Origin of the sequence: Rhodococcus sp. WS3 (assembly GCF_003797085.1) — a bacterium.
Classification (GTDB): Bacteria; Actinomycetota; Actinomycetes; order Mycobacteriales; family Mycobacteriaceae; genus Rhodococcus_F; species Rhodococcus_F globerula.
Map to the genome: position 1 here is coordinate 240,847 of NZ_RKMA01000005.1, position 25,589 is coordinate 266,435.

Consider the following 25,589-nt stretch of genomic DNA (forward strand, 5'->3'; position numbering starts at 1 on the left):
TGCTTCGTTGTGGATACTCAACTGAATAAATATTTCACGATCAAACAATTGACGAGCAAGAGATTTCTTCATACTATGGAGCGGAGCAGGTCACAGCAAGACCTCGTATGTGTCTGACGACACGATCCATGCGATCTTCAGCAAGAGGAAAGGCGTTATCCATGAGCGGCCCGATGAGCGGAATCAAGATCGTTGACCTGTGTTCGATGATGTCGGGGCCTTGGGCCACGGGCATCCTCGGTGACCAGGGTGCGGATGTCATCAAGGTGGAGGTTCCCGGCAAGGGGGACCATGTTCGTTCACTGCCGAATCGGTCCGGTGACATGTCGGCGATGTTCGTCAATGTCAACAGGTCGAAGCGGTCGCTGACGGTTGACTTGAAGACGCCGGAAGGTGTTGCGGTACTGAAGAAGTTGGTCTCAACTGCTGATGTCGTGGTGCAGAACTTCCGGCCGGGTGTCGTCGAGCGTCTCGGTATCGGGTACGACGACTTGTCGGCCGTCAATCCCAACCTGGTGTATCTGTCGATGAGCGGGTTCGGTGAGCGTGGTCCGGCGTCGGGGCAGCGGGTCTACGATTCGCTGATCCAGGCGTTGACCGGTCTGACGACCGTCCAGGCCGGGTCCGATGAGGAGCGGCCCCGTCTGATTCGCACGATTCTTCCGGACAAGTTGAGCGCGGTCTTTGCGGCGCAGGCGATTACGGCGGCGTTGTTCGCCCGTGAGCGTACCGGGGAGGGGCAGCATGTTCGGCTTTCGATGCTCGAGGCGGTGCTCTCGTTCCTGTGGGCGTCGGATATGGGTGCGTACACGTTCCCGGATCAGCCGGTGCCGTTGTCGAAGGGTGGTAGTTTCATCGATCTGATCTATCAGACGGGGGACGGCTACATCACTGTCGCTACGAACAGCAATGGTGAGTGGCAGAGCATGTGCAGGGCTCTCGGGCATCCGGAGTGGATCGAGGACGAGCGGTTCACGACGGCGGTGGGTCGGTCCACTTATATCAACGAGCGTCTGGAATTGATCCAAGAGGTGTTGTTGCTCAAGGGTTCTGCGGAGTGGTTGGCGTTGCTCGACGAGCATGACGTGCCGGCTGCGCCGATCCTGACGCGGGCCGAGGTGATCGAGCATCCGCAGGTCAAGGCCGCGGAGATCATCGTCGAATCGGAGCACCCTACGGCCGGTCGTCTGCGGCAGGCGCGAGTGGCGGCACGGTTCCTCGGAACCGTCCCGGATGCGCCGCGGGGTGCGCCGTTGCTCGGTGAGCACAACGCCGAAATCCTCGCGGAGATCGGTTACAGCAGCGACGAAATCGCTTCGCTTGCTTCGGAAAAGATCATCGGAACCGAGCAGGACGCCGTCGCCGGCGTCTCTGCCTGAAGGGAAGTGTTGAACAGTGTCCACAGTATTGGTTGTCGGTGCGGATAAAGGCATCGCTCATTCCATCTCACGTCAGTTGCATGATCGTGGTGAGGATGTGATCGCTGCTTGCTTGTTCGACGGTGCCGATCTCGCGGCCGCCGGAATCACGGTCGAGCCGGGTGTCGATGTCACCTCGCAGGAATCGGTGGAGGCGTTGGCGGCGCGTTTGTCGGAGAAGGGCGTCAAACTCGATGCGGTGTTCCATGTCGCCGGTGTGATGTGGCTTGATGAGGTCGGTTCGCTCGATTACGACTTGATTCGACGGCAGATCGAGATCAACACCTTGGGTCCGTTGCGCACGATTGAAGCGGTGCGTCCGTTGCTGAACGAGGGTGCGAAGGTCGGTATTGTCACCAGTCGTGTTGGTTCGTTGGGAGACAACACTTCTGGTGGGATGTACAGCTACCGGATTTCGAAGGCTGCGGCGAATATGGTCGGTTTGAATTTTCATCATGATCTGTCGAAGGACGGGGTCAGTGTGTTGTTGCTGCATCCGGGGATGGTGGCGACGGATCTGACCAAGGACTTCCCGGGTGAGCACAGCTACATCACCCCGGAGCAGGCGGCTGCGGGGTTGATCAAGAACATCGACAATCTGACGCCGGAGACGTCGGGTCGGTTCCAGCATTCGGATGGAACCTTCCTCCAATGGTAAGTCGCCGTTGTGGATTGTCCTGCAACTCTTTTCACACGAGCAGAAATGTTGAGACACAATGATCACCATTTATGGTTACCCGTCGGCTTTCGGGGTGCCGGATATCAGCCCCTATGTCACCAAGGTCATCAACTACATGACCTTCACCGGGATCGAGTTCGAGCACAAGGTACAGGACCTCGCGACTCTCGATCAGGACTCGCCTCACGGCAAGCTTCCGTACATCGTGGACAGCGACGGAACCAAGGTCGCCGACTCCAACACGATCCTGGATTACTTGAAGGACAAGTTCGGCGACTCGCTCGATAGCGATCTGTCTGCAAAAGATCGTGCGTTGTCGTTGTCGTTCAGTCGCATGATCGAGGAACACCTCTACTGGAGCGGAATCATCCAGCCGCGCTACCGTGAGGACTCGGGCTGGGAAGTCTATATCCCGTGCATCGTCGGTGACGGGGAAGTAGCTCCGGAGTTGCGTGCATTCCTCGATGCATTCCGGGCCCGCGTCGTAACAGGTTTCAACGGCCAGGGCATGGGTCGCCGTGACGCCGAGGTCGTCGCCGTGTTCTTCCGCACAGACATCGACGCTTTGTCGGATTTCCTCGGCGACAGTGAGTACTTCCTCGGAGACAAGCTGCGCTCGATCGATGCAACCGTGTATGCCATCCTGCGGCACATCGCCGATCAGCCGCAGCAGTGGCTCGGCGCAGGGTACGTCCAGACCAAGCCGAACCTCGTGGACTACCTGGAGCGTATCCGCAAGCAGTACGACATCTGAGAGTCCGAAACCAACTATCTTGGAGCATCGTTCGATGATTGATCTCTACTACTACACAAGCCCTAACGTTCGCAAGATTCTCATTGCGCTCGAGGAGCTGTCCCTCGAATATCGGATCATCTGGACCGACATCAAAGAAGGTGACCAGTTCGCGCCCGAGTATCTCGAGATCAATCCGAACGGGAAGGTGCCGGCCATCGTCGACCACGACGGCCCCACTGGTGCGCCAATTTCGGTCTTCGAGACAGGGGCAATTCTGCTCTACCTTGCGGAGAAGACCGGACGCCTCCTGCCGCAGGACCCCACAGCTCGGCAGGAGGCGATCTGTTGGCTGTTCTGGCAGGTCGCCAACCACGGCCCGATGGCCGGACAAGCAGCCCACTTCGTCTCGCACGCCCCCAATCACGGGATCGACAACCCGTACGCTCGGAGCCGATACACCGGCGAAGTTGCACGTTTGTACAAAGTCCTCGACGAGCGGCTTCGCGACCGGGACTATCTGGCAGGGGAGTACTCGATTGCCGATATCTCAACCTATACATGGTCGAGAGTTGCAGCAGGGCACGGTATTTCGGTTTCTGATTATCCGAACGTGCAGGCATGGTCGGACAGGATCGCTGCGCGTCCGGCCGCGAAGGTCAAGATTTCGGACCCGCGCGAAGAAGCGGCACGAAAGAACGTCTACAACGCAGAGCAGTTTCAACGATTGTTCCGACCGGAAGGATCCCCAGCATGAGTATCACCCCCGCCGAGGTAGCAGATAAGGCTCCCGGACTAACCATTGATGGCGAGGTCGTGACGACTTCCACCGTCAACAGCGTTATCAACCCCGCGACCGGTGAGGTTTTCATCTCGGTCCCCGACGCTGGAGTCGAGCACCTGGAAACCGCTGTCGCAGCAGCGCGGCGTGCTGCTCCAAGCTGGCGAGAGCTCGGTATTGCGGCGCGGCAGGAAATCGTTCTGCGCGTTGTCGAAGTGATTCGTGCCAACATCGACGAACTCGCAATGCTGGTGACTCTTGAACAGGGCAAGCCTCTGGCCAAAGCCGCAGGCGAGATCGATTCGGGGCTGCGTGGGCTTACTCGCTATGCAAGCACCGATATCCCGGTCGAAATCTACCGCGACAACAATGACGAATTCATCGAGATCCGCCGTGAACCTGTCGGCGTAGTCGGCGCGATCACCGCATGGAACTACCCACTGTTGTTGGCCTTGTGGAAGATCGGCCCGGCGCTTGTTACCGGAAACACCATTATTCTCAAGCCCTCTCCGCTGACGCCGGTGGCGACTCTGCGACTCGGTGAACTACTCCAACAGGTGCTTCCTGCTGGGGTTCTGCAGGTGCTCAGTGGCGGCGACGACCTCGGGCGTGCGATGACCGCTCACCCGGGCATCAACAAGATCACTTTCACCGGTTCCGAGCGGGCTGGCAAGTCGATTATGTCCGGTGCAGGCCCGACGTTGAAGCGGTTGACGCTGGAGCTTGGCGGCAATGATGCGGGAATCGTGCTCGACGATGTCGACGTTGCTGCAATGGCGAATGATCTCTACTGGGCGGCACTGTCGAACTGCGGTGCTGTTTGCGCAGGTCTCAAGCGGTTGTATGTCCCAGCCCACCTCGCATCAGAGATCGAGGAGGCACTTGCCGAGGTCGCCAAGACGGTAAAGGTCGGCAACGGACTCGATGAGGGGGTCGACATGGGACCGATCCAGAACCTGGCTCAACTGCAGAAGGTTCGCGGATATGTCGACGATGCGGCCGCGCGTGGAGCTGACGTCTACTTCCGAGGCGAAATCCCTGATGGCCCAGGCTACTTCCATCCTGTTACGCTTGTTCGCGGGGTAGACGACACTGTTCCTCTCGTGAAGGAAGAGCAATTCGGGCCTGTCCTTCCTATCCTCACCTATACCGATATCGACGACGTCGTCGCGCGTGCCAACGATTCGGATCTCGGACTCGGTTCCTCGGTGTGGTCGACGGATGAGGGGCGCGCCGTTGGTGTCGCGAATCGTCTGGAATCGGGAACCACTTGGGTGAATCAGCATCCTGTGCTGACATCAGATGTACCGTTCGGTGGAATCAAGCAGTCCGGGTTGGGTGTCGAGCAATCGATCCACGGAATCCTCGAGTACACCAATTTCAGGGTGCTGCGCGTCAAGCGCTGATACGCATCGGCTGTCGGCTCTCGCGATATGACTGTCAGAAAAGGCAATTCGTGCAGGCAAGAGAGCCGACAGCCACTCGTCCACGCACTATTTGATGATGCGTGGACTGCCGCCCGCTCAGAGAAACAGGACAGATCCCATGAGTCAACTATCAACCACTCCTGCGGCGAGTACCGATACGGTCAATTCACGGTTCACGTTCGTGTTCATCACCGATCCGCTCAGTGAGCTGGTGCCGGCGCACGACACCACAGTGGCGCTGATGGAAGCAGCTCAAGCGCAAGGACATCGTGTCCTGGTGACCACCATCGCCGAATTGGGTGTGACAGCTGGGCGGGCAACGGCGCAGACTCGTGACGTCACCCTGCAGCCTGCAGTACTCATCGACAGCAAGTGGGTCGTGGGAGAGAATTGGTTCGTCGCGACCGAATCCGGGCAGATCTTTCTCGACACCGCTGCAGCCGTGTTCATGAGGACCGATCCGCCGGTGGATGCCGACTACCTGCGGGCCACATATATCCTCGACCTGGTCGATCCTGAGCGAACACTGATGGTGAACTCGCCCTCGGGCCTTCGGGATGCGAACGAGAAGCTTTTTGCTCTCCGCTTTCCGGAGCTCGGCCCGCCGACACTCATCTCCGCAGATCACAGTGAGATCATCGAAACGGTGCGTGAGTGGGGTAAGGCCGTTCTCAAACCAACCGACGGTATGGCTGGACGTGGGATAATGTTGCTCAGTCCTGGCGACCCCAACCTGCACTCGATCCTCGACACTGCTACCGCTCGCGGTACCGAACATGTTGTGATCCAGAAGTTCGTACCCGAAGTCGACGCGGGGGACCGACGCGTCATCGTTCTCGGTGGAATCCCAGTCGGTGCTATCCGCCGGATCGCAGTGGGAGACGAATTTCGCTGCAACATGGCCGCTGGCGCTCGCGTGGAGATCGACACACTCACAGATAGCGATCGCAGGATCTGCAAAACCCTCGGCCCGGAGCTCGTCAAACGTGGGCTCCATTTCGTCGGAATCGACATTATCGGAGATTGGCTCACTGAAGTGAATGTAACCAGCCCCACGGGGATTCGCGAGATCGATGCGCTCAGCGGGACACGTCTTGCAACGAGCACCATGTCGTGGGTAACGGCTATGTGTGCGAATGCAGAGGTCCGTTGATGACCACGCAGGAACGTCCCGAACGCATCGTCGTTATCGGTGCTGACGCCGCTGGAATGAGCGCCGCTCACCAAGCGTTGCGATCGGCCAAGGGCAACAGTCGCGCGGTAGAAGTAATCGCGTTGGAAAAGACCCGCGATACTTCATACTCCGCGTGTGGAATTCCGTATCTGGTTTCCGGGATCGTAGACAGCGAAGATTCGCTCAGTGCGCGCACTCCAGAGCGACACCGAGAAATGGGTGTTGATCTTCGCCTGGACGCGAATGTCGTAAGCATCAGCCTCGAGGCACGCACCGTGACGTACGTCGATACTGCCGGCGCCGCGGAAACCATTGGCTTCGACAAGTTGGTACTTGCAACCGGCGCTCACCCGGTAATCCCCTCATGGGCCACTGGGAATGACGGGCAATTGGTGACCGGTATACATCCGGTGAAGAATTTGGACGATGCCCGCCAGTGGCTCGACCTCGTGCTTCCGGAACCATCGGCCGATCCGGAATCCAGTCCCGAGGAGAGACACGCGATCGTTGTCGGTGCTGGCTACATCGGCGTCGAGATGGCTGAAGCGATGTTCGATCGCGGATTCGCAACGACCCTGATCACCCGGAGCGCGGTGATGAGCAATCTGGATAGCGACATGAGCGAACGGGTCATGAACTCGATCGTGGAAGGCGGCGTGCAGGTGCTGTCCGACTGCACGGTCAAGAGCGTCGAGGTCGTTGACGGAAGGGTGCGATCACTGACGGCGAGCAACGGGGAGACCTATCCTGCCGACGTGGTAGTGCTCGGACTGGGTGTCAGACCTGCAACAGAATTGGGGGCCGACGCAGGTATTCCTGTCGGTGACTTCGGCGGATACTTGCCGGATGAAAACCAATCCGTTGCCGAAAACGTCTGGGCAGCAGGGGACTGCTGCGAGGTCATCGACAGGCTGACCGGAAACCGCATCTTCGCGCCGCTCGGCACGCATGCTAACAAGCAGGGCAGGATCTGTGGATATAACGTCGTGGGTGGGAAGCAGCAATTTGCCGGTGTATTAGCCACGGCCATAACCAGATTCACCAATGCGAAAGTGCATGTCGAAGTAGGCCGAACCGGGATGTCCACGGATGCAGCGATCAAGGCTGGCTTCAACCCCGAATCGCTCGTCACTGTCGGCGGTACGGCTAGCGGCTACATGCGGGAGCGGTCGACAATCGCAACCAAAGTGATTGCCGACCGGCACAGTAGACGGCTCCTCGGTGTGCAGATTGTCGGCGGTCACAACTCTGCTAAGCGCATCGATACGGCGGCCGCCGCTCTGTGGGGGGACATGACTGTAGACGACTTGGCAACGATGGATCTGTCGTATTCGCCCCCGTTCGCTACCGTGTGGGAAGCCATCCAGCTCGCTGCGAGAAGGCTGGCCGACCGACTCTAGTGTTCAAAGGCCCCGTTGGCGCATCAAGGCGGAGGCTGAAAAGGGTTGTCGCCAACACTGCATAGTTGACGCGGTAGGCAGGTCACGTAGGCGCTCGGCTGGATGCACCCAGTCGAGCGTCTTGCGTTGGCGGTTAAAGATTTTCGTGGTGGCGTCGGAAAGGCGTACACGTTGCGAAACTGCAGGACGGGGCTGGACCGAAGTCGATATCGGGAGGATTTGTCAGCGGTTGGAGTCATCAACACCGCCGACGAGATTCTGCGTCGGTGAATTTCGCAACATGGAAACCGGCCTCACCGCAACCATCGTGGCAGTGATCGCACTCAATTCGCGGTCTGATGAACAACGTATCCTCTTCCTAGGAAACAGAATTCGACAAGTTTCCATTCAATTGCGCCTCAGCGCTGCGCACCGGATATGCTCAGCTCGTTGTAGCCGGATCGGCGAGAATCGACTGCACGGTGACTGTATTGCCGGCAGGTAAGAGGTATATCGTTGTCGCAGTCGAGGTCGCAACCGGGATCGCTGCCCTGCATCAGGGTGTGAAGCTCCCTCGACGCTTGGATCGCCGATACGGCCGGTGCGCGATCGAGCAGGCGTGAAACGCGTGCCTTGTGTCGACCTCGGCGGTCCACGGAATATCTCGAGGTACTCGAACATGGTGTTCACCAGTTCGATGCTATCGACCGGACCAGGCCCGAGTCGTGCGAGTGGCGGGTGAATACCCACTGCATGTCACTCCCGCATCGTGGTCGGACTGGATGAGTGTGCCGGGTGTCTGACCGCGATTCGACACCGCCGTTCAAGAGCGTTCGCCACCAATGTCGCTGTCTGAGAACTGTCGAAAGACCAGCCGACGATCCGCCTTGACGACGCGTTCAAGACTGCGGCGCAGTAGACCTTGCATTCAAGTGTGGAATGTTCCTCCTGCACCTCGTGCTCGGGGGATGTCCTTGACCCGCAATTTGTTCCGCGAGAGCGCTCGCAGTCGGAGTCAGACGCTGTGGGCGTGCACGTCCGTTTCCCGGAAGTCCATTCACGCCAGTGGCTCTCTTCGGCGCCGTGTCCCACCGCGTATCTTGGCCAGTCTGAGTTCTTCCGTGGCCAGCACCTTCGATCGCTGCGTACCGTATTATTTCGAGCACACAGAACGCCGGTGCCATTGAGCTCTGGGCCAAACCAGTTGTGGATAGTCTGTTCGGGGACATCGAGATCCGATGCGACCTGAGCGACGGAACGGCCTGACTTCTACAGATCGAGGGATTCTCAGCGGAGCTGAAGGAGGATAAGGTCGGGGAATCATGGATATCTCTCGGGTGCATCAATTCCTGAAGTAAAACAAACGAACTCCGGAATGCTCGGGGCATATCATCATCGCCGGAAACTCCGGAACTATTGAGGCACGACTCTGGACTCAGTTGCGTCCGTGTGGCATTCGCGCATCAACCTCGGTCACAGTTCGGATCCTCGAACTGGGTCAAGAGAATCTTGAGGAGTTTGCGCAGATTAGCATGGTCGGCACTGTCGGCAAGCGCTATGAGTTGAGAGTTATGGTCCATGAGGTCGGAAGCAACCTTGTCCACGAACTCGACGCCCTTCTTAGTCAATTGCACGTTGACACGACGACGGTCATTCGTATGGAAGCTCCGTCTAAGGAGCCCGCCTCGCTCCAATTTGTCGAGACGGTTCGAGATACCTGCCGCGGAAATCAATACCGCGTTTGTGAGTTGGCCAGCTGTCATACGATATGGCTTTCCTGCGCGGCGCAGGACCGCAAGGACTTCGACTGTCGCATGATCGGTTCCGTGTTCGGCTAGAGATCTATTACGTTCTCGTTCCAAGTGTCGAGCTAGGCGCCAAATTCTCGAGACGATGCCGACTGAAGATGCGTCGATATCCGGTCGTTCGCGCGCCCATGCCTGCTCAATGCGATCAACGCCGTCGCCTCGTTCAGGCGTGCAAGCAGCTGGTGATTCGCTGGTCATGTGATACCCCCACTAGCCGATGCCACTATTCAGCCCTAAGTCGTTCGCCTACAAAGTATTTGATATCAAGGCCGCTTGCGGCAAGCCGTCCACGCGTGTGCCTGCGCGGGACGTTTCTGTCATGGTTCAAGCCTCACTCGGGACATCGAGTAAGGGCCGTCCTAGTTTCAGCCGTTGTGCATAGTTAGTGCAGCATTGCCGCGATCCCGTTCTTCGATGAGATTCGCACGATGCCATTTGGGCGGGCGGTGTGTGGGTCTCCATATGGATGCTTCGGCCGGAACTTGTGGGCGGCACGCGGTCGAGCCGGTTCTTGTACTTGCGTCCACAATATGATCACGTAGTCGGTCATGGTGCTATAGCTGGGTGTTTGACCAGAGGGAAGGCGTCGATTTCGATGTCTCCACACATATGTGCAGGTGCTAGCCCGAGCGAAGTGTAGCGATCGATGAACGTAGCAACGGTGTCCGCGGCGGATGCGTGGATCGGATTGCGACGTAGGTTCAGCTCGACTGTTTCCAGCAGATGTTGAGCGGCGGGCCTGAGCACTGAATTGTTGAGTCCGTCTCGGGCGGCTGTGGTCCAAAGCTCGCGGGTATCGGGGAGTACGTCGTACAGCTCTTCGGCCGTTTTCTCCTCCATTGAACCTGCGACGACAAGGATTGCAGCCGCTCGACATTCGGGCGGCAATGCGTCAATCATTCTGAACTCAAGCCATCCGCGGGGGCGGATTGGAGGGAACAGGGTTGTCAGGTGGTATCGAAGGTCGGATTCGGTTGGCCACCCCGAGGGGTGCCCCATTGTCATCCAATCGATAAAAGTCAGCCCAGGGGGAACGCCAAGACCTTCGGGTTCACCCTGAATGTAGAACACATCTGCCATGAGCGCGTAGTGTGCCCAGTCGATTTCGGGTTGATCGCCAGTGAGTACCGGAGCGGTTCGTCTTGGGTCAATGCCGTCCCAGATCGCTTGGCGGAGTGACTGCCAGCGATTTCCGTCCGGCCCGATTCCGGGAGAGTTCGCGAAGGCGGCGATTAGCAGTGGCCCGATCTTGTTCGCTACATCCCAGCGTAGGTTTCCCGGGCGAGCGAGATGGCTGATGTTGACTTGCACCGATGCAGTGTTCGTCATCATCCAGGTTCCCTCCCGGCCTCGGTGCGCGTAGAAATTCTCCATTGCGCGGTATCGGGGGAGGTCGAGGATTCGATGCGGCGGACGACGATCGTCAACGGCGAGGTCGGTCGCAACCAGGTCGTGCATTGCGAGGCGGTGATGAAGAACAGCGGCGTCTTCATCGATTGCGCGCAGTGCGTCCGATCCCGATGCGGTTGGTTGGCCGGATAGTTCGATCTGTCCTCCGGGTTCGATCGTGATACGACTTCCGTTAGGCAGAGGGGGGTTCATGACAGGCAGAAGATCATTGAAGGTTGGCCGAAAAATACTGCCGCGCTTGTGCACTGGCCATTCGACTTCGATTCCCACGAGATCTGTACCGTCACTCGCGAAGGCCTCTCGGGCAACCTCGTGAACTCTTTGGATCGTCAGTGTAGGGCGAGGATTGGGCATGGCGCTCGGTCCTTTCGTTATGGACACTCTAGCCGAAATATATTTCACGTCGAAACAATTGACGAGCAAGAGATTTCTTCATACTATGGAGTGAAGCGGGTCACAGCAAGACCTCGTATGTGTCTGACGACACGATCCATGCGATCTTCAGCAAGAGGAAAGGCGTTATCCATGAGCGGCCCGATGAGCGGAATCAAGATCGTTGACCTGTGTTCGATGATGTCGGGGCCTTGGGCCACGGGCATCCTCGGTGACCAGGGTGCGGATGTCATCAAGGTGGAGGTTCCCGGCAAGGGGGACCATGTTCGTTCACTGCCGAATCGGTCCGGTGACATGTCGGCGATGTTCGTCAATGTCAACAGGTCGAAGCGGTCGCTGACGGTTGACTTGAAGACGCCGGAAGGTGTTGCGGTACTGAAGAAGTTGGTCTCAACTGCTGATGTCGTGGTGCAGAACTTCCGGCCGGGTGTCGTCGAGCGTCTCGGTATCGGGTACGACGACTTGTCGGCCGTCAATCCCAACCTGGTGTATCTGTCGATGAGCGGGTTCGGTGAGCGTGGTCCGGCGTCGGGGCAGCGGGTCTACGATTCGCTGATCCAGGCGTTGACCGGTCTGACGACCGTCCAGGCCGGGTCCGATGAGGAGCGGCCCCGTCTGATTCGCACGGTTCTTCCGGACAAGTTGAGCGCGGTCTTTGCGGCGCAGGCGATTACGGCGGCGTTGTTCGCCCGTGAGCGTACCGGGGAGGGGCAGCATGTTCGGCTTTCGATGCTCGAGGCGGTGCTCTCGTTCCTGTGGGCGTCGGATATGGGTGCGTACACGTTCCCGGATCAGCCGGTGCCGTTGTCGAAGGGTGGTAGTTTCATCGATCTGATCTATCAGACGGGGGACGGCTACATCACTGTCGCTACGAACAGCAATGGTGAGTGGCAGAGCATGTGCAGGGCTCTCGGGCATCCGGAGTGGATCGAGGACGAGCGGTTCACGACGGCGGTGGGTCGGTCCACTTATATCAACGAGCGTCTGGAATTGATCCAAGAGGTGTTGTTGCTCAAGGGTTCTGCGGAGTGGTTGGCGTTGCTCGACGAGCATGACGTGCCGGCTGCGCCGATCCTGACGCGGGCCGAGGTGATCGAGCATCCGCAGGTCAAGGCCGCGGAGATCATCGTCGAATCGGAGCACCCTACGGCCGGTCGTCTGCGGCAGGCGCGAGTGGCGGCACGGTTCCTCGGAACCGTCCCGGATGCGCCGCGGGGTGCGCCGTTGCTCGGTGAGCACAACGCCGAAATCCTCGCGGAGATCGGTTACAGCAGCGACGAAATCGCTTCGCTTGCTTCGGAAAAGATCATCGGAACCGAGCAGGACGCCGTCGCCGGCGTCTCTGCCTGAAGGGAAGTGTTGAACAGTGTCCACAGTATTGGTTGTCGGTGCGGATAAAGGCATCGCTCATTCCATCTCACGTCAGTTGCATGATCGTGGTGAGGATGTGATCGCTGCTTGCTTGTTCGACGGTGCCGATCTCGCGGCCGCCGGAATCACGGTCGAGCCGGGTGTCGATGTCACCTCGCAGGAATCGGTGGAGGCGTTGGCGGCGCGTTTGTCGGAGAAGGGCGTCAAACTCGATGCGGTGTTCCATGTCGCCGGTGTGATGTGGCTTGATGAGGTCGGTTCGCTCGATTACGACTTGATTCGACGGCAGATCGAGATCAACACCTTGGGTCCGTTGCGCACGATTGAAGCGGTGCGTCCGTTGCTGAACGAGGGTGCGAAGGTCGGTATTGTCACCAGTCGTGTTGGTTCGTTGGGAGACAACACTTCTGGTGGGATGTACAGCTACCGGATTTCGAAGGCTGCGGCGAATATGGTCGGTTTGAATTTTCATCATGATCTGTCGAAGGACGGGGTCAGTGTGTTGTTGCTGCATCCGGGGATGGTGGCGACGGATCTGACCAAGGACTTCCCGGGTGAGCACAGCTACATCACCCCGGAGCAGGCGGCTGCGGGGTTGATCAAGAACATCGACAATCTGACGCCGGAGACGTCGGGTCGGTTCCAGCATTCGGATGGAACCTTCCTCCAATGGTGAGCACCCCAACGAACCAGTGCTAGCCGACGAGTTTAAATCCCATCCAAAGAGAAGGACGAACATACAATGATCACCGTTTACGGATACGTTCCCGCCTGGGGAATCCCGGATATCAGCCCCTATGTCACCAAGGTTGTCAATTACCTGAGCTTCACCGGGATCGAGTTCGAGTACAAGACTCAGGACCTCGCGACTCTCGATCAGGACTCGCCCCACGGCAAGCTCCCGTACATCGTGGACAGCGACGGAACCAAGGTCGGGGACTCCAACACGATCATCGAATACCTCAAGAACAAGTTCGGTGACAAGCTCGACGCCGACCTGAGCAAGCAGCAACTGGCCCAAGCCCTTGCCTTTCACCGCCTGATCGAGGAGCACCTCTACTGGAGCGGAATCATCCAGGCACGCTGGCAGGACGACGCCGGTTGGGAAACCTACATCCCATTCATCGTTCAGGGTGCCGAGGTGACTCCGGAAATGCGCGTAGGGCTAGATGCGTTCCGGGCTCGCATCCTGGACGGGTTCAACGGCCAGGGCATGGGCCGACGTAGTGAGGAGGTCGTCGCCGAGTTCTTCCGGGCAGACATCGACGCTTTGTCGGACTTCCTGGATGACAAGCCTTTCATCCTCGGAGACAAGGTGCATTCGATCGATGCCTCGCTGTATTCGACGTTGCGGCACATCGCCGATCAGCCGCAGCAGTGGTTGGGATCCGGATATGTCCAGACCAAGCCGAACCTCGTGGACTACCTGGAGCGTATCCGCAAGCAGTACGACATCTGAGAGTCCGAAACCAACTATCTTGGAGCATCGTTCGATGATTGATCTCTACTACTACACAAGCCCTAACGTTCGCAAGATTCTCATTGCGCTCGAGGAGCTGTCCCTCGAATATCGGATCATCTGGACCGACATCAAAGAAGGTGACCAGTTCGCGCCCGAGTATCTCGAGATCAATCCGAACGGGAAGGTGCCGGCCATCGTCGACCACGACGGCCCCACTGGTGCGCCAATTTCGGTCTTCGAGACAGGGGCAATTCTGCTCTACCTTGCGGAGAAGACCGGACGCCTCCTGCCGCAGGACCCCACAGCTCGGCAGGAGGCGATCTGTTGGCTGTTCTGGCAGGTCGCCAACCACGGCCCGATGGCCGGACAAGCAGCCCACTTCGTCTCGCACGCCCCCAATCACGGGATCGACAACCCGTACGCTCGGAGCCGATACACCGGCGAAGTTGCACGTTTGTACAAAGTCCTCGACGAGCGGCTTCGCGACCGGGACTATCTGGCAGGGGAGTACTCGATTGCCGATATCTCAACCTATACATGGTCGAGAGTTGCAGCAGGGCACGGTATTTCGGTTTCTGATTATCCGAACGTGCAGGCATGGTCGGACAGGATCGCTGCGCGTCCGGCCGCGAAGGTCAAGATTTCGGACCCGCGCGAAGAAGCGGCACGAAAGAACGTCTACAACGCAGAGCAGTTTCAACGATTGTTCCGACCGGAAGGCTGTCAAAAGTGAGCGTCATGACCGATTCTTGTCCACTCTGCCGGCTGTACTTCGACGGATAGATTGGTTAGACCTGTCGTGACCGGGGACGAAATGCGTGTATGGAGTGCCAGCCTGTCTAAGCAGGGTTACGCGAAGCAGCATCCGATACTGAACTGAACGTCGATGTCCCTTGACCCAGTCAAAAAGTTTAACTTGAGCGATCAGACGATCTGGGCTGAGCGTCGAACAAATTATTCACGAAATTCTCGGGACGCGAATGTGGGGTTGTCCCGTACTTCGGAATCGAACTATCCAAAAAGCCACCGCCCATACCGATGCAATGGAAGGCGCAGATAATGCTATTGAACAGGGACGATTGGTACGACACTTCAAGGAATCTTGACTGGGATCTAAGCTACGTCGATCCATCTGAGGCCTTCCCCGCGAGTTGGAGTGGAGCGGGGGACGTACCGACGGAGGCTTGGGACAAGTGGGATGAACCTTTCCGGGTCTCGTACCGCGATTACGTCCGCATCCAGCGCGAAAAGGAATCGGGCGTCAAGGCAGTCAGCAACGCCCTGGTGCGCTCCGGCACTTACGAAAAGCTCGACCCCGCGCACGTTGCCGCGTCGCACCTGCATATGGGTACCACCTGCATGGTCGAACATATGGCTGTGACCATGCAGAGCCGCTTCTGCCGATTCGCACCGACCCCGCGCTGGCGGAATCTAGGTGTTTTCGGAATGCTCGACGAGACTCGCCACACTCAGCTCGATCTGCGCTTCTCCCATGACCTGCTCAAACAGGACCCGCGATTCGATTGGTCGCAGAAGGCATTCCACACCAACGAGTGGGGTGTCCTCGCGGTGAAGAATTTCTTCGACGACGCAATGCTCAACGCGGATTGCGTCGAAGCTGCTTTGGCGACGAGCCTGACGGTCGAACATGGCTTCACCAACGTTCAGTTCGTCGCCTTGGCTGCCGACGCGATGGCCGCCGGCGATATAAACTGGTCAAACCTGTTGTCCTCCATACAAACTGATGAGGCACGGCACGCCCAGCAGGGTTTCCCAACACTATCGATCCTGATGGAGCATGATCCCGCCCGCGCGCAGAAAGCTCTCGATATCGCGTTCTGGCGCTCCACCCGGCTTTTTCAGACGTTAACCGGTCCGGCGATGGACTATTACACGCCTCTTGATCAACGCAAGATGAGCTTCAAGGAGTTCATGCTCGAGTGGATCGTCAATCATCACGAGCGGATTCTAGAGGACTACGGGCTGAAGAAACCCTGGTACTGGGATCAATTCATGTACTCACTCGAGCACGGCCATCACGCGATGCACCTCGGGACTTGGTTCTGGCGCCCCACGTTGTTCTGGAAGCCGAACGCCGGTGTCTCCAAAGACGAGCGCGAATGGTTGCGGGAAAAATACCCCACCTGGGAAGAGAACTGGGGCGGAATGTGGGACGAGATCATCAAGAATGTCAACACCGATCAGATCGAGAAGACGCTTCCCGCAACATTTCCGTCGCTGTGTAATCTGACTCAGCTTCCGCTTGGATCGGCCTTCTCTCTGAACGACCTCGCCGACCACAGCCTCACCTACAACGGGCGGCTTTACCACTTCGATTCCGCGATTTCCAAGTGGTGCTTCGAACAAGATCCGGAACGCTATGCCGGCCACCAGAACATTATCGACCGCGTCATCGACGGCCAGATCGTTCCAGCTGATCTCGCCGGCGGGCTGAGCTATATGGGGCTGACGCCGGAGGTGATGGGTGAGGATGTATACAACTACGCCTGGGCGAAGGACTACTTGGCCTCGCCTTCCTTAGCTGCAACGGAATTTGTTGCACAGGAAAAGATCTCGATCTAGATCTCGAATCAATTCGTTCGGCAAGGAGAATTCAAATGGCACCCTTTCCTATCACTGGCCGGTTCATCGGTGATTTCGTTCCACATCTCGTTGCCGTGGATACCGACGACACATGGGATCAAATTGCCTGCAAGATAGCAGTGCATGCGGTAGGGCGTCGTATCCCGGAGCCTGAAGTGAGCCCGGGATACGACGTACTTCTCGATGGAACTGTGATGACACCCGACGAGACCCTGGGGGATTTGTTGGGCACACGATCCATTCCGCCGCTGCAATGGATCGACGTCCGCTTTCGTGAGCAGGTGAGCAGCAATGGCTGACGGTCAGGACAACGACTTCGTCGACCTGATATCCGAGGATGAACTGTGGAACGACGAGATGGAATCATTCGACGTCGGGGACGACGAAGTGCTCCTGATGAAGGTGAACGGTGAAGTCCGTGCGTATGACGGAATCTGCCCGCACCAGAGCATCTCGCTCATCGAGGGGGAGTTCGACAACGGGGTCTTGACCTGCCGGGCCCACGAGTGGCAGTTCGACGCACTGACCGGGGCCGGGATCAACCCCCGTGATACCTGCTTGATCAGGCACGACGTCCGCATCGTCGACGGCGTCATCCAAGTTCGTCTCAAGTCGCCGGCCCAGGCGCAACACTGAAGTAGGAGTTCAACACTCATGGCCATTGTCGATATGGATGCCTCAGACGAATCGTCTCCTGACCTCGTTGGCCCCGTCATCCGGGCCGGCAACCTTGCGGAGGCGGTGATCGACGCGATCGAGGAGGACAATCCTGGACAGGATGTCCTGGTCCTCGACCGCGAGGACTACGTCCGCATTCACACCCGCGGTGCGTGCCGTCTGACGCAGTCCAGCTTGGAAAAACATCTCGGTCAGAGCTACCAATTGGCCGCGCTCGAGATCGACATGCCCTCGTTCAAGGGACGCCTCAAGACTCGCACCGATGAATACGTCTGGTTCTTCCAGAACCCTGGACAGGAGAAGTCATGACAGAGAAGACACCGTCGCTCCGCACCCGTTCGCGCGGTCTCAAGACCTGGAGCGCGTTCGGAAATCTCGGGCGACGTCCGACCGAGTACGAAGTGCTCACGCACAACATGAACCACACTACGGGGACCGTGCCACTCGAGATGGGCCCCGATGTTCACGGCAACGTGTGGCTGCGCGAACACCGGGATTCGATGAAGCTGACGGTCCCCGACTGGGACGCGTTTCGAGATCCCGACACCGTCACATACGGAACCTACGTCGCCGAACAGGACGACCAAGAAACTTACGTCGAAGGATTGATCGCCCAGTTCGACAGCGAGAAGTCCGACGAAGCCCTCTCGGACGAGGCTTTGACGTTGCTGGCGGGGGCGCTTGCCCCGACCCGGTACGTCGTGCACGGCCAGCAGATGCTGTCGGCGTACATTCAGCAACTCGCCATGAGTAGCTACGTAGGAAACTGCGCTGCCTTCCAAACCGCGGACCAACTACGACGGGTCCAGCTGACTGCGTATCGCACGACTCAGCTTCAGCTCACTTATCCCGAACGCGGGTTCGGTACCGCTGAAAAGGAAATCTGGACGGAGCACCCCGATTGGCAGCCGATCCGGGCAGCGTTCGAATACGCACTGGTCGAATTCGATTGGGATCGGGCATTCGTGGCGACCAATCTCGTGACCAAAGCGATCGCAGATCAGCTCTTCCTGGTCCAGCTCGTGCACCAGGCCAATGAGCTCGGCGCACGACTCGACTCGCTGATACTGGAAAACCTTTGGCGTGACAGCCAGCGGAGCCAACGGTGGTCGGTCGCACTGGTCAAGTTCTTGACCGCCGCCGATCCAGGAAATCTCGAAGTGCTCCAAGGGCATCTGAATGACTGGTCCGAACGCGGAGACAAGATGATCGACGCCGGTGCGCGAATCATCGCCTCCCCGAACGGACGTTCCGCGGCCGACATCGCCGATGCTGTTCGCCAGGAATGGCATTCGCTTCTCAAGTCCACCGGTTTGCACGCAGAAGCCAACTGAGGTCTACGAGTCCATGACTGTCACAGTGAATTTCAATGGGCGTCAGGAACCCGTGATGTGCGGGCCCGAAGAAACTCTTCTTCGGGCCGGCCTCCGGGCTGGATTGGCCCTGTCCTACGAGTGTGCCAGCGGCGGATGCGGCAGTTGCCGTGCGCAAGTCGTGGAGGGCGAGGTTGAAACCCTCTGGGCCGATGCCGCCGGACTTTCCGAGCGTGATCGGCGGCGGGGCAACCGGGTGTTGATGTGCCAGTCGATTCCCACGGCAAACTGCACGATCAAGGCACCGGTCCTTGACGGACCGGCAATGAGTCGAGAACCCATTCCTGAACGTGTGACTTCCCGCCTCGTAGGGCGAGAAGCGCTGACGCCCGACACCGCCCTCTTCACGCTCGACTTCAGCGCACCCCGCGACTACCTACCAGGGCAGTTCATGCTCCTGGAGTCACCAGAGGGGGTTCGGCGGGCGTACTCGATGGCACACCCTGCCGACGCTACCGGTTCCACGACAGTGGAATTCATCATCCGCGCAAAGCCGGAGGGAGCTGCCTCGGGTTGGTTATTCGACAAGGCTCAGGTCGGTGACGAGATTTTAGTCGAGGGACCCTACGGGCGCGCCTACTCCCAGTCAGATTCTGACCGGCCGGCATTGTGCATCGCAGGTGGCACAGGGCTGGCACCGATCCTTGCGATCACAGAGGACCTCCTGGTCGAGAACCCTCAGCGACGGGTGGACCTCTACATCGGCGCACGGCAAGCACAGGACATCGTGCTCCTCGATCGGCTCGCTCGATTGAAGGAGCGCGGCGCTCGGGTCGCCCTGTCCGTCGAAGACGCCGATTCTGGTGCTGACAATCCGCCAGCCTGGGAGATGTTTGCAGATTCCCGATCAGGTCGGGTGGTCGACCACGTTGCCGACGACTGGACCGATCTCGCCCATCACGACATCTATCTCGCCGGCCCGGCCGGCATGGTCGACGCAGCCATGCGTCTGCTCGTGCGCGAGCGCAACGCATCTGCGGGCCGACTGTTCTTCGACCGCTTCATCGCTTAACCGAACTACCCCCGAATCCGGAAGGACCCATCATGTTGATGGAAGCCGTGCAACTACCGACTCATGCTCACTACGGGCGAAACCTTATAAACGGCAAGTGGGTGTTCCCGGCAGCTCCTTACGAGTACGAGATTCGCAATCCCTCCGACAGCACAATCACCACAGTGGTTCCTCTTTCCTCGCGGTTCGACGTCGATCATGCAATTGCGGCTGCTGCCGAAGCGCTACCGGGGCAATGGGCAGACACACAGAGCAGAGATCAGCTACTGGCCCTTCTGCTGCACCGGCTAGCTGATCAGGCGGACGGGCTGGCGCGCCTTCAGTCGATCGAGACAGGTCTCGGATTCGCCGATTCGCTAGCCGCTGTCGAATCGACGTTGAGGATCGCTCGCTCGATCCTGACAAAGGAGATCCTGCGCGACCGTTCAACATCAGCGGGTGTTTCAGGTCATGTGCTGTCTTGGGGGGCACCATTTTCGGAGATGATGTTGAGTGTTTTTCCTGCTCTGGCTGCCGGGAACACTGCGGTCGTCAAGCCATCGCTGCGTGGAGCCTTGTCAGCGGTGGCGGTCGCATGCATTGCTGACCAGTTGGGATTTCCGGCCGGTGTTCTCAATATTGTGCAAGGCACTGGAGTGGATGTGGGCGCTGCGCTCATCAGCAGTACAGCGCTCCAGATGCTGCATGTGCGGGCGAACGAGTCCACTCTAAGTCGCGCCAGCCGCGCTGGTCGTCGGACGCATGTCCCTCTGCACACTCTCGGCGCAGGAGGAAATGCCGCGATCGTCTATCCCGGAATTGGAGAAGCGAAGCTCGAAACGATGGCCACTGAAATCGCCCAAGCCGTTCGGGTTCATAGCTCGGGCGGTCCTTTCGGTTTACACACGGTGGCCGTTCACCGGGACGTCGCGAAGAACGTAATCGCCGCGATTCTCGGCCAGTTGGCTTTGGGTGAGAATGAAGCTGCTCCTCTTCCTGCGGAGCCTCTTCGTGGGCGGGCTTTCAGTCGAATCGACCAGTTGGTAGTCGGCGGTGGACGGGTACTACTGGGTGGGCGGGTTCCCGATGACGTCAAGCATCGGATGGGGTGGCGTCTGCCCACCACGGTCGTAGACTTGGGTGACGTCTCGTCGAAGGCGGTGTCAGTGATGCTGACTGACTCGTCCGAACCCATCGGCCCCGTAGTTACCATCGTCCAGTGGGATACCCTCGCCGACATCGACGCGGTTTTCCGCGAGAGTCGATATCGTGACGGGTACGCGGCGGTCTGGGGTGATGATTCGATGGATGACCATAACCGGTTCGGGGTCACCGCACGGGAGCGAGGGCCTATGCGTGCCATGCACAGCGGGTTGATTCCTACTGCGTGGACTGGCTGGTCCGGGCATCGCCGGAGCGGGGTTGCCCCATGAGTGCGGAACTCTGTGCGCCGCAAGCGCGCTCCGGGCTTCGGATGGACTTCGTCTTCATTGCGGATCCGCTCACCACATTGAAACCCGCGCATGACACCACAATCGCGTTGATGGAAGCAGTTCAGTTGGCCGGTCATCGCGTGCTGGCCACGACCATCGGTGAGCTGGGCATCGATGGAGGGTATGCTTTCGCGCGTTGTCGCGAGGTGACGCTTCGCCCGGCGGTGTTGAGTGAGAACATGTGGATCGCCGATACCGACTGGTACACCACGGATGTCCCTTTCCGGCTTCGACTCGACGAAGTGGCCGCGATCTTCATGCGGACCGACCCTCCGGTTGACGGCAAGTACTTGCGTGCCACATTCATTCTGGACTTGGTCGACCCGGCGAAGACGATGTTGATCAATTCACCATCCGGACTTCGCGACGCCAACGAGAAGCTGTTTGCTCTGCGGATGCCCGAGTTGGGTCCCCCTACCCTTGTGTCTTCGGATAGGGATGAGATATGTGAAACTGTATCTTCCTGGGGCACATCAGTTCTCAAACCCACTGATGGTATGGCCGGCCGTGGGATCATGCTCCTGAGGCCGGACGATCCGAACCTGCATTCAATACTTGACACCGCCACTGATCGTGGCGTCAATCATGTGGTCGTCCAGCAGTTCATTCCGGATGTGGTGACGGAGGGAGACCGCCGTGTGATCGTTCTTGAGGGTCGGCCGATCGGATCTGTTCGCCGAATCGTCGATCGCGGTGGCACCGAATTTCGGTGCAACATGGCCACCGGTGCGCGCGTAGTACCCGACACGCTGACCGCTCGCGATCGTGAAATCTGCAACGCCATCGGCCCCGAACTCGTCAGGCGTGGACTGGTATTCGTTGGAATTGACGTCATTGGAGGTCAACTTACGGAAGTGAATGTAACCAGCCCCACGGGAATCCGCGAGATCGATGCGCTCAGTGGTACGCACTTGGCGGCCGACATAATCGCATGGGCGATCGCACGGTGCGCGAAGATGCAGGGGGAGCGATGAGTGTGGCAGTCTCATTGATCGGTGTGCGAAGTTCACGGATTAAGGTGCAGAGTACCTTCGGTCTTCGACTCACATAGCCAATCGGTTGTAGATGAACGTGCCCGCAGTGGAGTTCAACTTTCGTTGAACGTTTGTCGGCCCGAGGTTGCCGCGTGGTCTAGTTGATTGGTTGAAAATTTGCTGGCGCATTTGAAATTCCGTATCGCTGCGTAACGTCCTACGCGACATGGGCGGTCGACTCCATCATTGGCACCAGAACTGAATGTGCTCCCGTTGCTATGAGCATTTGCCGGATTGGGCCACCCCGGCAAACCTGGGATGCGAGCAAGCGTTCGCGGTGCACTTCGAGATTCGTGCCGACCAGGGCGTTCGGAATTGCGATCAGTATCTCGGATGACGTTGATCTGCGACTCACCTCGATCAGCAACGATTCCTCGTCGACAACGCTGACTGGCACATTGTGCTGGCCATTGACCGAGCCAATGGCCAAAATAACGTAGTCCTGGCTGGTGTGCGTGAAAGAAACCAAGCGGCACTGTGTCCCGGCGACCACAAGCTTTACGTCCAGTTCGCGATGAGGCGGATCGCAGACTCCCTCAGCGTCATAGTGTTCCCGATCGGGCGTTGTCGGGAGATTGCGACTATCCCTGAGGATGATTCGCCGTGAGGTCCAACTGAAGAAATCGTCCATCGGTCTCATCTCTTCTGTGCATACGGTGAGCTTGCACCCGGTTCGGGGTTTGTGCTTCAGATCACATAAGCTTAGGTGTGAAAAGTATCGCAGTCAAATATATTTGAAAAGTAACTACTTAAGTGTGAAACAATTCCAGGAGGCAAACGCTGGACGAGGTTCCGAATGTCCACGAGGCGTGGTTGATTGGGGATTGATTGAATTATGTTGTCGTGTAGGGTAATTCACCCTATCGAGTGGGGCCGTAGTTTCCGTGAAGGCTCGACACCGGAGGATCTGGATCGCCCAACTGAACGGTGCCTTCAGCTGGCAGTGCATTGGGTCGCTGTGTCCGGACACCAACTAAGAGCAGACGAAGATTCCGATCAGCAAGGCCGGACCACGGCAGACATGAGCTGCAACTACGGCCAGAGGGCAGGCCGCATCGTCTCGGCGACATGCCCAGAACTAGACAAGGACTCAAATGACTATTGACAACAACGCCGATCATCCCACCGACAGCCTGCTTCGTGTGATCACCGATGAGGAACGGGCAGCATTCGCCGCTGATGGTGTCGCCTTGCTCAAGTCCGTGATTTCTCCGGCTTGGATCGAATACCTTCGAAGTGCGGTGGCTCGGCTGCTCACTGACGTCCCCGACACCTCCCAGAACTATACGGAGCCCGGCCAACCTCGGTTCTTCTCGCAGGCGTTTCCACGCTTCGTGGATCCTGCATTCGATGTCTGGGCCCTCCATGGGCCGACAAAGGACATCGCACAGCAGATTCACCCTGGGATGCGATCGCTGCGGTTCTTCTATGATCAGGTATTCGCGCAGGAACCGGGGTCAGGTCGGGGTGCGCCGTTTCATCAGGACTATCCCTATCTACCAATCGACGGTGATCAGTACTTTCGAATCTGGGTTCCCCTTGACACCGTCACCGCCAGCAGCGGAGCGATTCACTATCTGAAGGGATCACACTTCGGGCCGGTTTACCGACCACGTAGCTTCAGCGGTGATCCAGAGGTGGTCGCGGTGTATGACCGATCGCCCTATCCAGAGTTGCCCGATTTTTCGGCCACCTACAACAGCTCTCGTTGGTTTGTCGGTGAAGCGGAGCCAGGGGACGCATTGCTGCACCATCCGAAGACTGTGCACGGATCGCCCCCAAATCGCACAGACCGACCTCGTCGTGCCGTGACAACTATCTTCACTGGCGACGATGTCGTGTGGGATCCGAGGCCAGGCTCCAGCTTCGAGCACATTTCCACCATTGGTGGGTTCTCGGTTCCGCCGATGATTCCAGGTACCCGGATAGAGAGTAATCTTTTCCCCGTTGTGTGGCAGGACTCTCCAGAGTGACTAGAGACTAATCGGGGGATAGCGGTTTGGCGTCGTCGGGGGCACCGACGACGGCCAGGTTCAGCGTTATGGACCCGCGTCACGCTGTGCAGGGTTTTAGGCAACGCGGCCACCGTCGGGGTCCGGGTCCGGGTCACACGCCGAAGTTCTGTGACCGTATGGTCTGGAGATACTTCACGCATGGAGATTAGGCCGCTGATCTTGCGTTATGGTGGCGATATAGAGCTGGCCTTGCGCAGCCCGCTACAAGGTCGACGGGTTGGCGGGCCTCGACGACGACCTGCGGTCCCGTCGGCCACACAGTCTCGTCACCGCGACCTTGGTGCCGCCGCTCAAGAGAATATGGGTTGCATGATTGAGTTGGCGTTTGCTCAAGCACGTCTGGGAATCGGGTACGGCACGGTCGCACAGATCTGACGCGAGTACGGTGTGCAGCCATGGCGCAGTGAGGCATTCAAGTTCTCCGCCGACCCCGACTTGGTCGCGAAGGTCACCGACATCGTCGGGTGTATCTCGATCCAGCGGAGAACGCGACTGTCCTCCGCGTGGAGGGAAACTACCCGGGTATCTGACGAGTCGTTTGCAGCCATGTCGACAGTTCGAGAATCTGTGCATTGCATCAGGATTCGAGGAATCTATGGCAAGGGCGATCTAGTGATCACCAGGTTGGAAATGTACTTATGCGTCGACAGCGGCCTGAACATGAGTACTGTCACCGAACATTGCGCCGAGGATGAGTTGAGTCCCGTGTATGGCGTGCTCACGTGCCAGAGTTTCGGCTAGGTCGGCATCGCCCCTGACGATTGCCGCGTGAATGCCCTCATGCTCAGCCCATACCCAGTGCGGAGTGCCACTCTGGCGCAGTACCTCGCCCATGACACGCCGAACACTGCGATAGAGCACGGCAGCGCTTTCAGACAGAAGCATGTTGTCGGCTACCTGTAGCAGATGCTGATGAAACTCCATATCAGCGGCGATCATATGGGCGAAAGAACCCTCTTGGACGCCTAGAGCGCCCTCGCGAAGCAGTTCTTCGGAACGTCGTTGGATGCTGGGCGTGATCCGTGATGCTGCGCGACGAGCTGCCAATCCATCGACTACTGCCCGCATCTCGTACAGATCGACCACGAATTTTTCATCAAGCGGCACTACTTCGAGGCCCCTTTTTCCTGAATCACGTACGAGCCCATGCGATTTGAGGAGTAGTAGAGCTTGCTGGATTGGCTGTCGGCTGACCTGAAAGTGTTCGGCTAGTAGTTCTTGCCGCAGGGTGACGCCAGGGGGGAGCTTGCCGCGGCAAATCTCGTCGAGAATTGCGTCATACACCTGCTCGGTCCGGGAGGGCGGAAGTGGAAGTCCTGTCATCGTGCGCTCCCTTCTTAGTGCTGGTACACCCCACATAGTAGCT

At 58.5% G+C, this 25,589-nt stretch carries 24 protein-coding genes; 20 read left to right on the forward strand and 4 right to left on the reverse strand.

Features of this window, described 5'->3' with window-relative positions:
* Positions 1-161 precede the first annotated feature (161 nt).
* The 7 genes from EEB13_RS30610 to EEB13_RS30640 all read left to right on the forward strand — a co-directional run bounded on the left by EEB13_RS30610 (position 162) and on the right by EEB13_RS30640 (position 7,612).
* Positions 162-1,379, forward strand: coding sequence for a CaiB/BaiF CoA transferase family protein (locus EEB13_RS30610; RefSeq protein ID WP_261984688.1), 1,218 nt, complete (start codon positions 162-164; stop codon positions 1,377-1,379).
* Positions 1,380-1,395: 16 nt separating this feature from the next.
* Positions 1,396-2,076, forward strand: a complete 681-nt coding sequence (locus EEB13_RS30615) for an SDR family oxidoreductase (protein WP_045063294.1) — start codon at positions 1,396-1,398, stop codon at positions 2,074-2,076.
* Between the two features lie 58 nt (positions 2,077-2,134).
* Positions 2,135-2,851 carry a glutathione S-transferase family protein gene (locus EEB13_RS30620; RefSeq protein ID WP_141486978.1) on the forward strand — a complete coding sequence of 239 codons (717 nt, stop codon included), beginning with the start codon at positions 2,135-2,137 and terminating at the stop codon, positions 2,849-2,851.
* A 34-nt stretch (positions 2,852-2,885) separates the two neighbouring features.
* A complete protein-coding gene (locus EEB13_RS30625) occupies positions 2,886-3,587 on the forward strand; it encodes a glutathione S-transferase family protein (protein WP_045063305.1) in 702 nt (233 codons plus the stop codon).
* Entirely contained in the window at positions 3,584-5,017 is a 1,434-nt protein-coding gene (gene tadD, locus EEB13_RS30630) for a non-phosphorylative glyceraldehyde 3-phosphate dehydrogenase TadD (protein ID WP_045063303.1), read from the forward strand. Before EEB13_RS30625 ends, tadD begins: the two co-directional genes overlap by 4 nt.
* A gap of 139 nt (positions 5,018-5,156) precedes the next feature.
* Entirely contained in the window at positions 5,157-6,191 is a 1,035-nt protein-coding gene (gene gshB / locus EEB13_RS30635; protein ID WP_045063301.1) for a glutathione synthase, read from the forward strand.
* Entirely contained in the window at positions 6,191-7,612 is a 1,422-nt protein-coding gene (locus tag EEB13_RS30640; protein WP_141486979.1) for an FAD-dependent oxidoreductase, read from the forward strand. Before gshB (EEB13_RS30635) ends, EEB13_RS30640 begins: the two co-directional genes overlap by 1 nt.
* A 1,442-nt stretch (positions 7,613-9,054) precedes the next feature.
* On the opposite strand, the gene EEB13_RS30645 is transcribed toward EEB13_RS30640, so the two are convergent.
* Positions 9,055-9,597 (reverse strand): MarR family winged helix-turn-helix transcriptional regulator, encoded by a 543-nt coding sequence (locus tag EEB13_RS30645; RefSeq protein WP_045063298.1) that lies wholly within the window; start codon positions 9,595-9,597, stop codon positions 9,055-9,057.
* A gap of 348 nt (positions 9,598-9,945) precedes the next feature.
* The gene (locus tag EEB13_RS30650) at positions 9,946-11,211 is read right to left on the reverse strand and encodes a glutamate-cysteine ligase family protein (RefSeq protein ID WP_261984689.1); all 1,266 of its coding nucleotides are present in this window, start codon (positions 11,209-11,211) and stop codon (positions 9,946-9,948) included.
* Between the two features lie 123 nt (positions 11,212-11,334).
* Between EEB13_RS30650 and EEB13_RS30655 the strand changes: the two genes are divergently transcribed.
* The 12 genes from EEB13_RS30655 to gshB (EEB13_RS30710) all read left to right on the forward strand — a co-directional run bounded on the left by EEB13_RS30655 (position 11,335) and on the right by gshB (EEB13_RS30710) (position 22,148).
* Positions 11,335-12,552: a CaiB/BaiF CoA transferase family protein gene (locus EEB13_RS30655; RefSeq protein WP_045063296.1), complete on the forward strand. Its 1,218-nt coding sequence runs from the start codon at positions 11,335-11,337 to the stop codon at positions 12,550-12,552.
* A gap of 16 nt (positions 12,553-12,568) precedes the next feature.
* Positions 12,569-13,249: an SDR family oxidoreductase gene (locus tag EEB13_RS30660; protein WP_045063294.1), complete on the forward strand. Its 681-nt coding sequence runs from the start codon at positions 12,569-12,571 to the stop codon at positions 13,247-13,249.
* 66 nt (positions 13,250-13,315) lie between these two features.
* Positions 13,316-14,032 carry a glutathione S-transferase C-terminal domain-containing protein gene (locus tag EEB13_RS30665; protein ID WP_045063292.1) on the forward strand — a complete coding sequence of 239 codons (717 nt, stop codon included), beginning with the start codon at positions 13,316-13,318 and terminating at the stop codon, positions 14,030-14,032.
* A gap of 34 nt (positions 14,033-14,066) precedes the next feature.
* On the forward strand, positions 14,067-14,768 hold the full coding sequence (locus EEB13_RS30670; protein ID WP_045063290.1) for a glutathione S-transferase family protein: 702 nt from the start codon (positions 14,067-14,069) through the stop codon (positions 14,766-14,768).
* A 305-nt stretch (positions 14,769-15,073) separates the two neighbouring features.
* Complete coding sequence (isoA, locus tag EEB13_RS30675) at positions 15,074-16,618, forward strand: isoprene monooxygenase oxygenase subunit alpha (RefSeq protein ID WP_095413456.1); 1,545 nt, start codon at positions 15,074-15,076, stop codon at positions 16,616-16,618.
* 35 nt (positions 16,619-16,653) lie between these two features.
* Positions 16,654-16,938: an isoprene monooxygenase oxygenase subunit gamma gene (gene isoB / locus EEB13_RS30680; protein WP_045063285.1), complete on the forward strand. Its 285-nt coding sequence runs from the start codon at positions 16,654-16,656 to the stop codon at positions 16,936-16,938.
* On the forward strand, positions 16,931-17,275 hold the full coding sequence (gene isoC, locus EEB13_RS30685) for an isoprene monooxygenase ferredoxin (protein WP_045063283.1): 345 nt from the start codon (positions 16,931-16,933) through the stop codon (positions 17,273-17,275). Before isoB ends, isoC begins: the two co-directional genes overlap by 8 nt.
* 18 nt (positions 17,276-17,293) lie before the next feature.
* Complete coding sequence (gene isoD, locus EEB13_RS30690; protein ID WP_045063280.1) at positions 17,294-17,626, forward strand: isoprene monooxygenase effector protein; 333 nt, start codon at positions 17,294-17,296, stop codon at positions 17,624-17,626.
* The gene (gene isoE, locus EEB13_RS30695) at positions 17,623-18,651 is read left to right on the forward strand and encodes an isoprene monooxygenase oxygenase subunit beta (RefSeq protein ID WP_045063278.1); all 1,029 of its coding nucleotides are present in this window, start codon (positions 17,623-17,625) and stop codon (positions 18,649-18,651) included. The genes isoD and isoE overlap by 4 nt, the downstream gene beginning before the upstream one ends.
* 13 nt (positions 18,652-18,664) lie before the next feature.
* Entirely contained in the window at positions 18,665-19,702 is a 1,038-nt protein-coding gene (isoF, locus tag EEB13_RS30700; protein ID WP_045063276.1) for an isoprene monooxygenase reductase, read from the forward strand.
* Between the two features lie 32 nt (positions 19,703-19,734).
* Positions 19,735-21,114, forward strand: a complete 1,380-nt coding sequence (locus EEB13_RS30705) for an aldehyde dehydrogenase family protein (RefSeq protein ID WP_045063272.1) — start codon at positions 19,735-19,737, stop codon at positions 21,112-21,114.
* The gene (gshB, locus tag EEB13_RS30710) at positions 21,111-22,148 is read left to right on the forward strand and encodes a glutathione synthase (protein ID WP_261984690.1); all 1,038 of its coding nucleotides are present in this window, start codon (positions 21,111-21,113) and stop codon (positions 22,146-22,148) included. The genes EEB13_RS30705 and gshB (EEB13_RS30710) overlap by 4 nt, the downstream gene beginning before the upstream one ends.
* A gap of 217 nt (positions 22,149-22,365) precedes the next feature.
* On the opposite strand, the gene EEB13_RS32245 is transcribed toward gshB (EEB13_RS30710), so the two are convergent.
* Complete coding sequence (locus tag EEB13_RS32245) at positions 22,366-22,839, reverse strand: hypothetical protein (protein WP_239654573.1); 474 nt, start codon at positions 22,837-22,839, stop codon at positions 22,366-22,368.
* 463 nt (positions 22,840-23,302) lie between these two features.
* Here EEB13_RS32245 and EEB13_RS30720 point away from each other — a divergent pair, with 463 nt between their 5' ends.
* Positions 23,303-24,181 (forward strand): phytanoyl-CoA dioxygenase family protein, encoded by an 879-nt coding sequence (locus tag EEB13_RS30720; RefSeq protein WP_045063269.1) that lies wholly within the window; start codon positions 23,303-23,305, stop codon positions 24,179-24,181.
* Positions 24,182-24,859: 678 nt separating this feature from the next.
* On the opposite strand, the gene EEB13_RS30725 is transcribed toward EEB13_RS30720, so the two are convergent.
* Entirely contained in the window at positions 24,860-25,546 is a 687-nt protein-coding gene (locus EEB13_RS30725; protein WP_095889109.1) for a GntR family transcriptional regulator, read from the reverse strand.
* Positions 25,547-25,589: the final 43 nt, after the last annotated feature.

Excerpts from the sequence above, each read along its gene's own strand:
- EEB13_RS30610 (WP_261984688.1), top strand. The coding sequence starts at position 162 with ATGAGCGGCCCGATGAGCGGAATCAAGATCGTTGACCTGTGTTCGATG.
- EEB13_RS30620 (WP_141486978.1), top strand. The coding sequence starts at position 2,135 with ATGATCACCATTTATGGTTACCCGTCGGCTTTCGGGGTGCCGGATATC.
- EEB13_RS30625 (WP_045063305.1), top strand. The coding sequence starts at position 2,886 with ATGATTGATCTCTACTACTACACAAGCCCTAACGTTCGCAAGATTCTC.
- tadD (WP_045063303.1), top strand. The coding sequence starts at position 3,584 with ATGAGTATCACCCCCGCCGAGGTAGCAGATAAGGCTCCCGGACTAACC.
- gshB (WP_045063301.1), top strand. The coding sequence starts at position 5,157 with ATGAGTCAACTATCAACCACTCCTGCGGCGAGTACCGATACGGTCAAT.
- EEB13_RS30640 (WP_141486979.1), top strand. The coding sequence starts at position 6,191 with ATGACCACGCAGGAACGTCCCGAACGCATCGTCGTTATCGGTGCTGAC.
- EEB13_RS30645 (WP_045063298.1), bottom strand. The coding sequence starts at position 9,597 with ATGACCAGCGAATCACCAGCTGCTTGCACGCCTGAACGAGGCGACGGC.
- EEB13_RS30655 (WP_045063296.1), top strand. The coding sequence starts at position 11,335 with ATGAGCGGCCCGATGAGCGGAATCAAGATCGTTGACCTGTGTTCGATG.
- EEB13_RS30665 (WP_045063292.1), top strand. The coding sequence starts at position 13,316 with ATGATCACCGTTTACGGATACGTTCCCGCCTGGGGAATCCCGGATATC.
- EEB13_RS30670 (WP_045063290.1), top strand. The coding sequence starts at position 14,067 with ATGATTGATCTCTACTACTACACAAGCCCTAACGTTCGCAAGATTCTC.
- isoA (WP_095413456.1), top strand. The coding sequence starts at position 15,074 with ATGCAATGGAAGGCGCAGATAATGCTATTGAACAGGGACGATTGGTAC.
- isoB (WP_045063285.1), top strand. The coding sequence starts at position 16,654 with ATGGCACCCTTTCCTATCACTGGCCGGTTCATCGGTGATTTCGTTCCA.
- isoC (WP_045063283.1), top strand. The coding sequence starts at position 16,931 with ATGGCTGACGGTCAGGACAACGACTTCGTCGACCTGATATCCGAGGAT.
- isoD (WP_045063280.1), top strand. The coding sequence starts at position 17,294 with ATGGCCATTGTCGATATGGATGCCTCAGACGAATCGTCTCCTGACCTC.
- isoE (WP_045063278.1), top strand. The coding sequence starts at position 17,623 with ATGACAGAGAAGACACCGTCGCTCCGCACCCGTTCGCGCGGTCTCAAG.
- isoF (WP_045063276.1), top strand. The coding sequence starts at position 18,665 with ATGACTGTCACAGTGAATTTCAATGGGCGTCAGGAACCCGTGATGTGC.
- EEB13_RS30705 (WP_045063272.1), top strand. The coding sequence starts at position 19,735 with ATGTTGATGGAAGCCGTGCAACTACCGACTCATGCTCACTACGGGCGA.
- gshB (WP_261984690.1), top strand. The coding sequence starts at position 21,111 with ATGAGTGCGGAACTCTGTGCGCCGCAAGCGCGCTCCGGGCTTCGGATG.
- EEB13_RS32245 (WP_239654573.1), bottom strand. The coding sequence starts at position 22,839 with ATGGACGATTTCTTCAGTTGGACCTCACGGCGAATCATCCTCAGGGAT.
- EEB13_RS30720 (WP_045063269.1), top strand. The coding sequence starts at position 23,303 with ATGACTATTGACAACAACGCCGATCATCCCACCGACAGCCTGCTTCGT.
- EEB13_RS30725 (WP_095889109.1), bottom strand. The coding sequence starts at position 25,546 with ATGACAGGACTTCCACTTCCGCCCTCCCGGACCGAGCAGGTGTATGAC.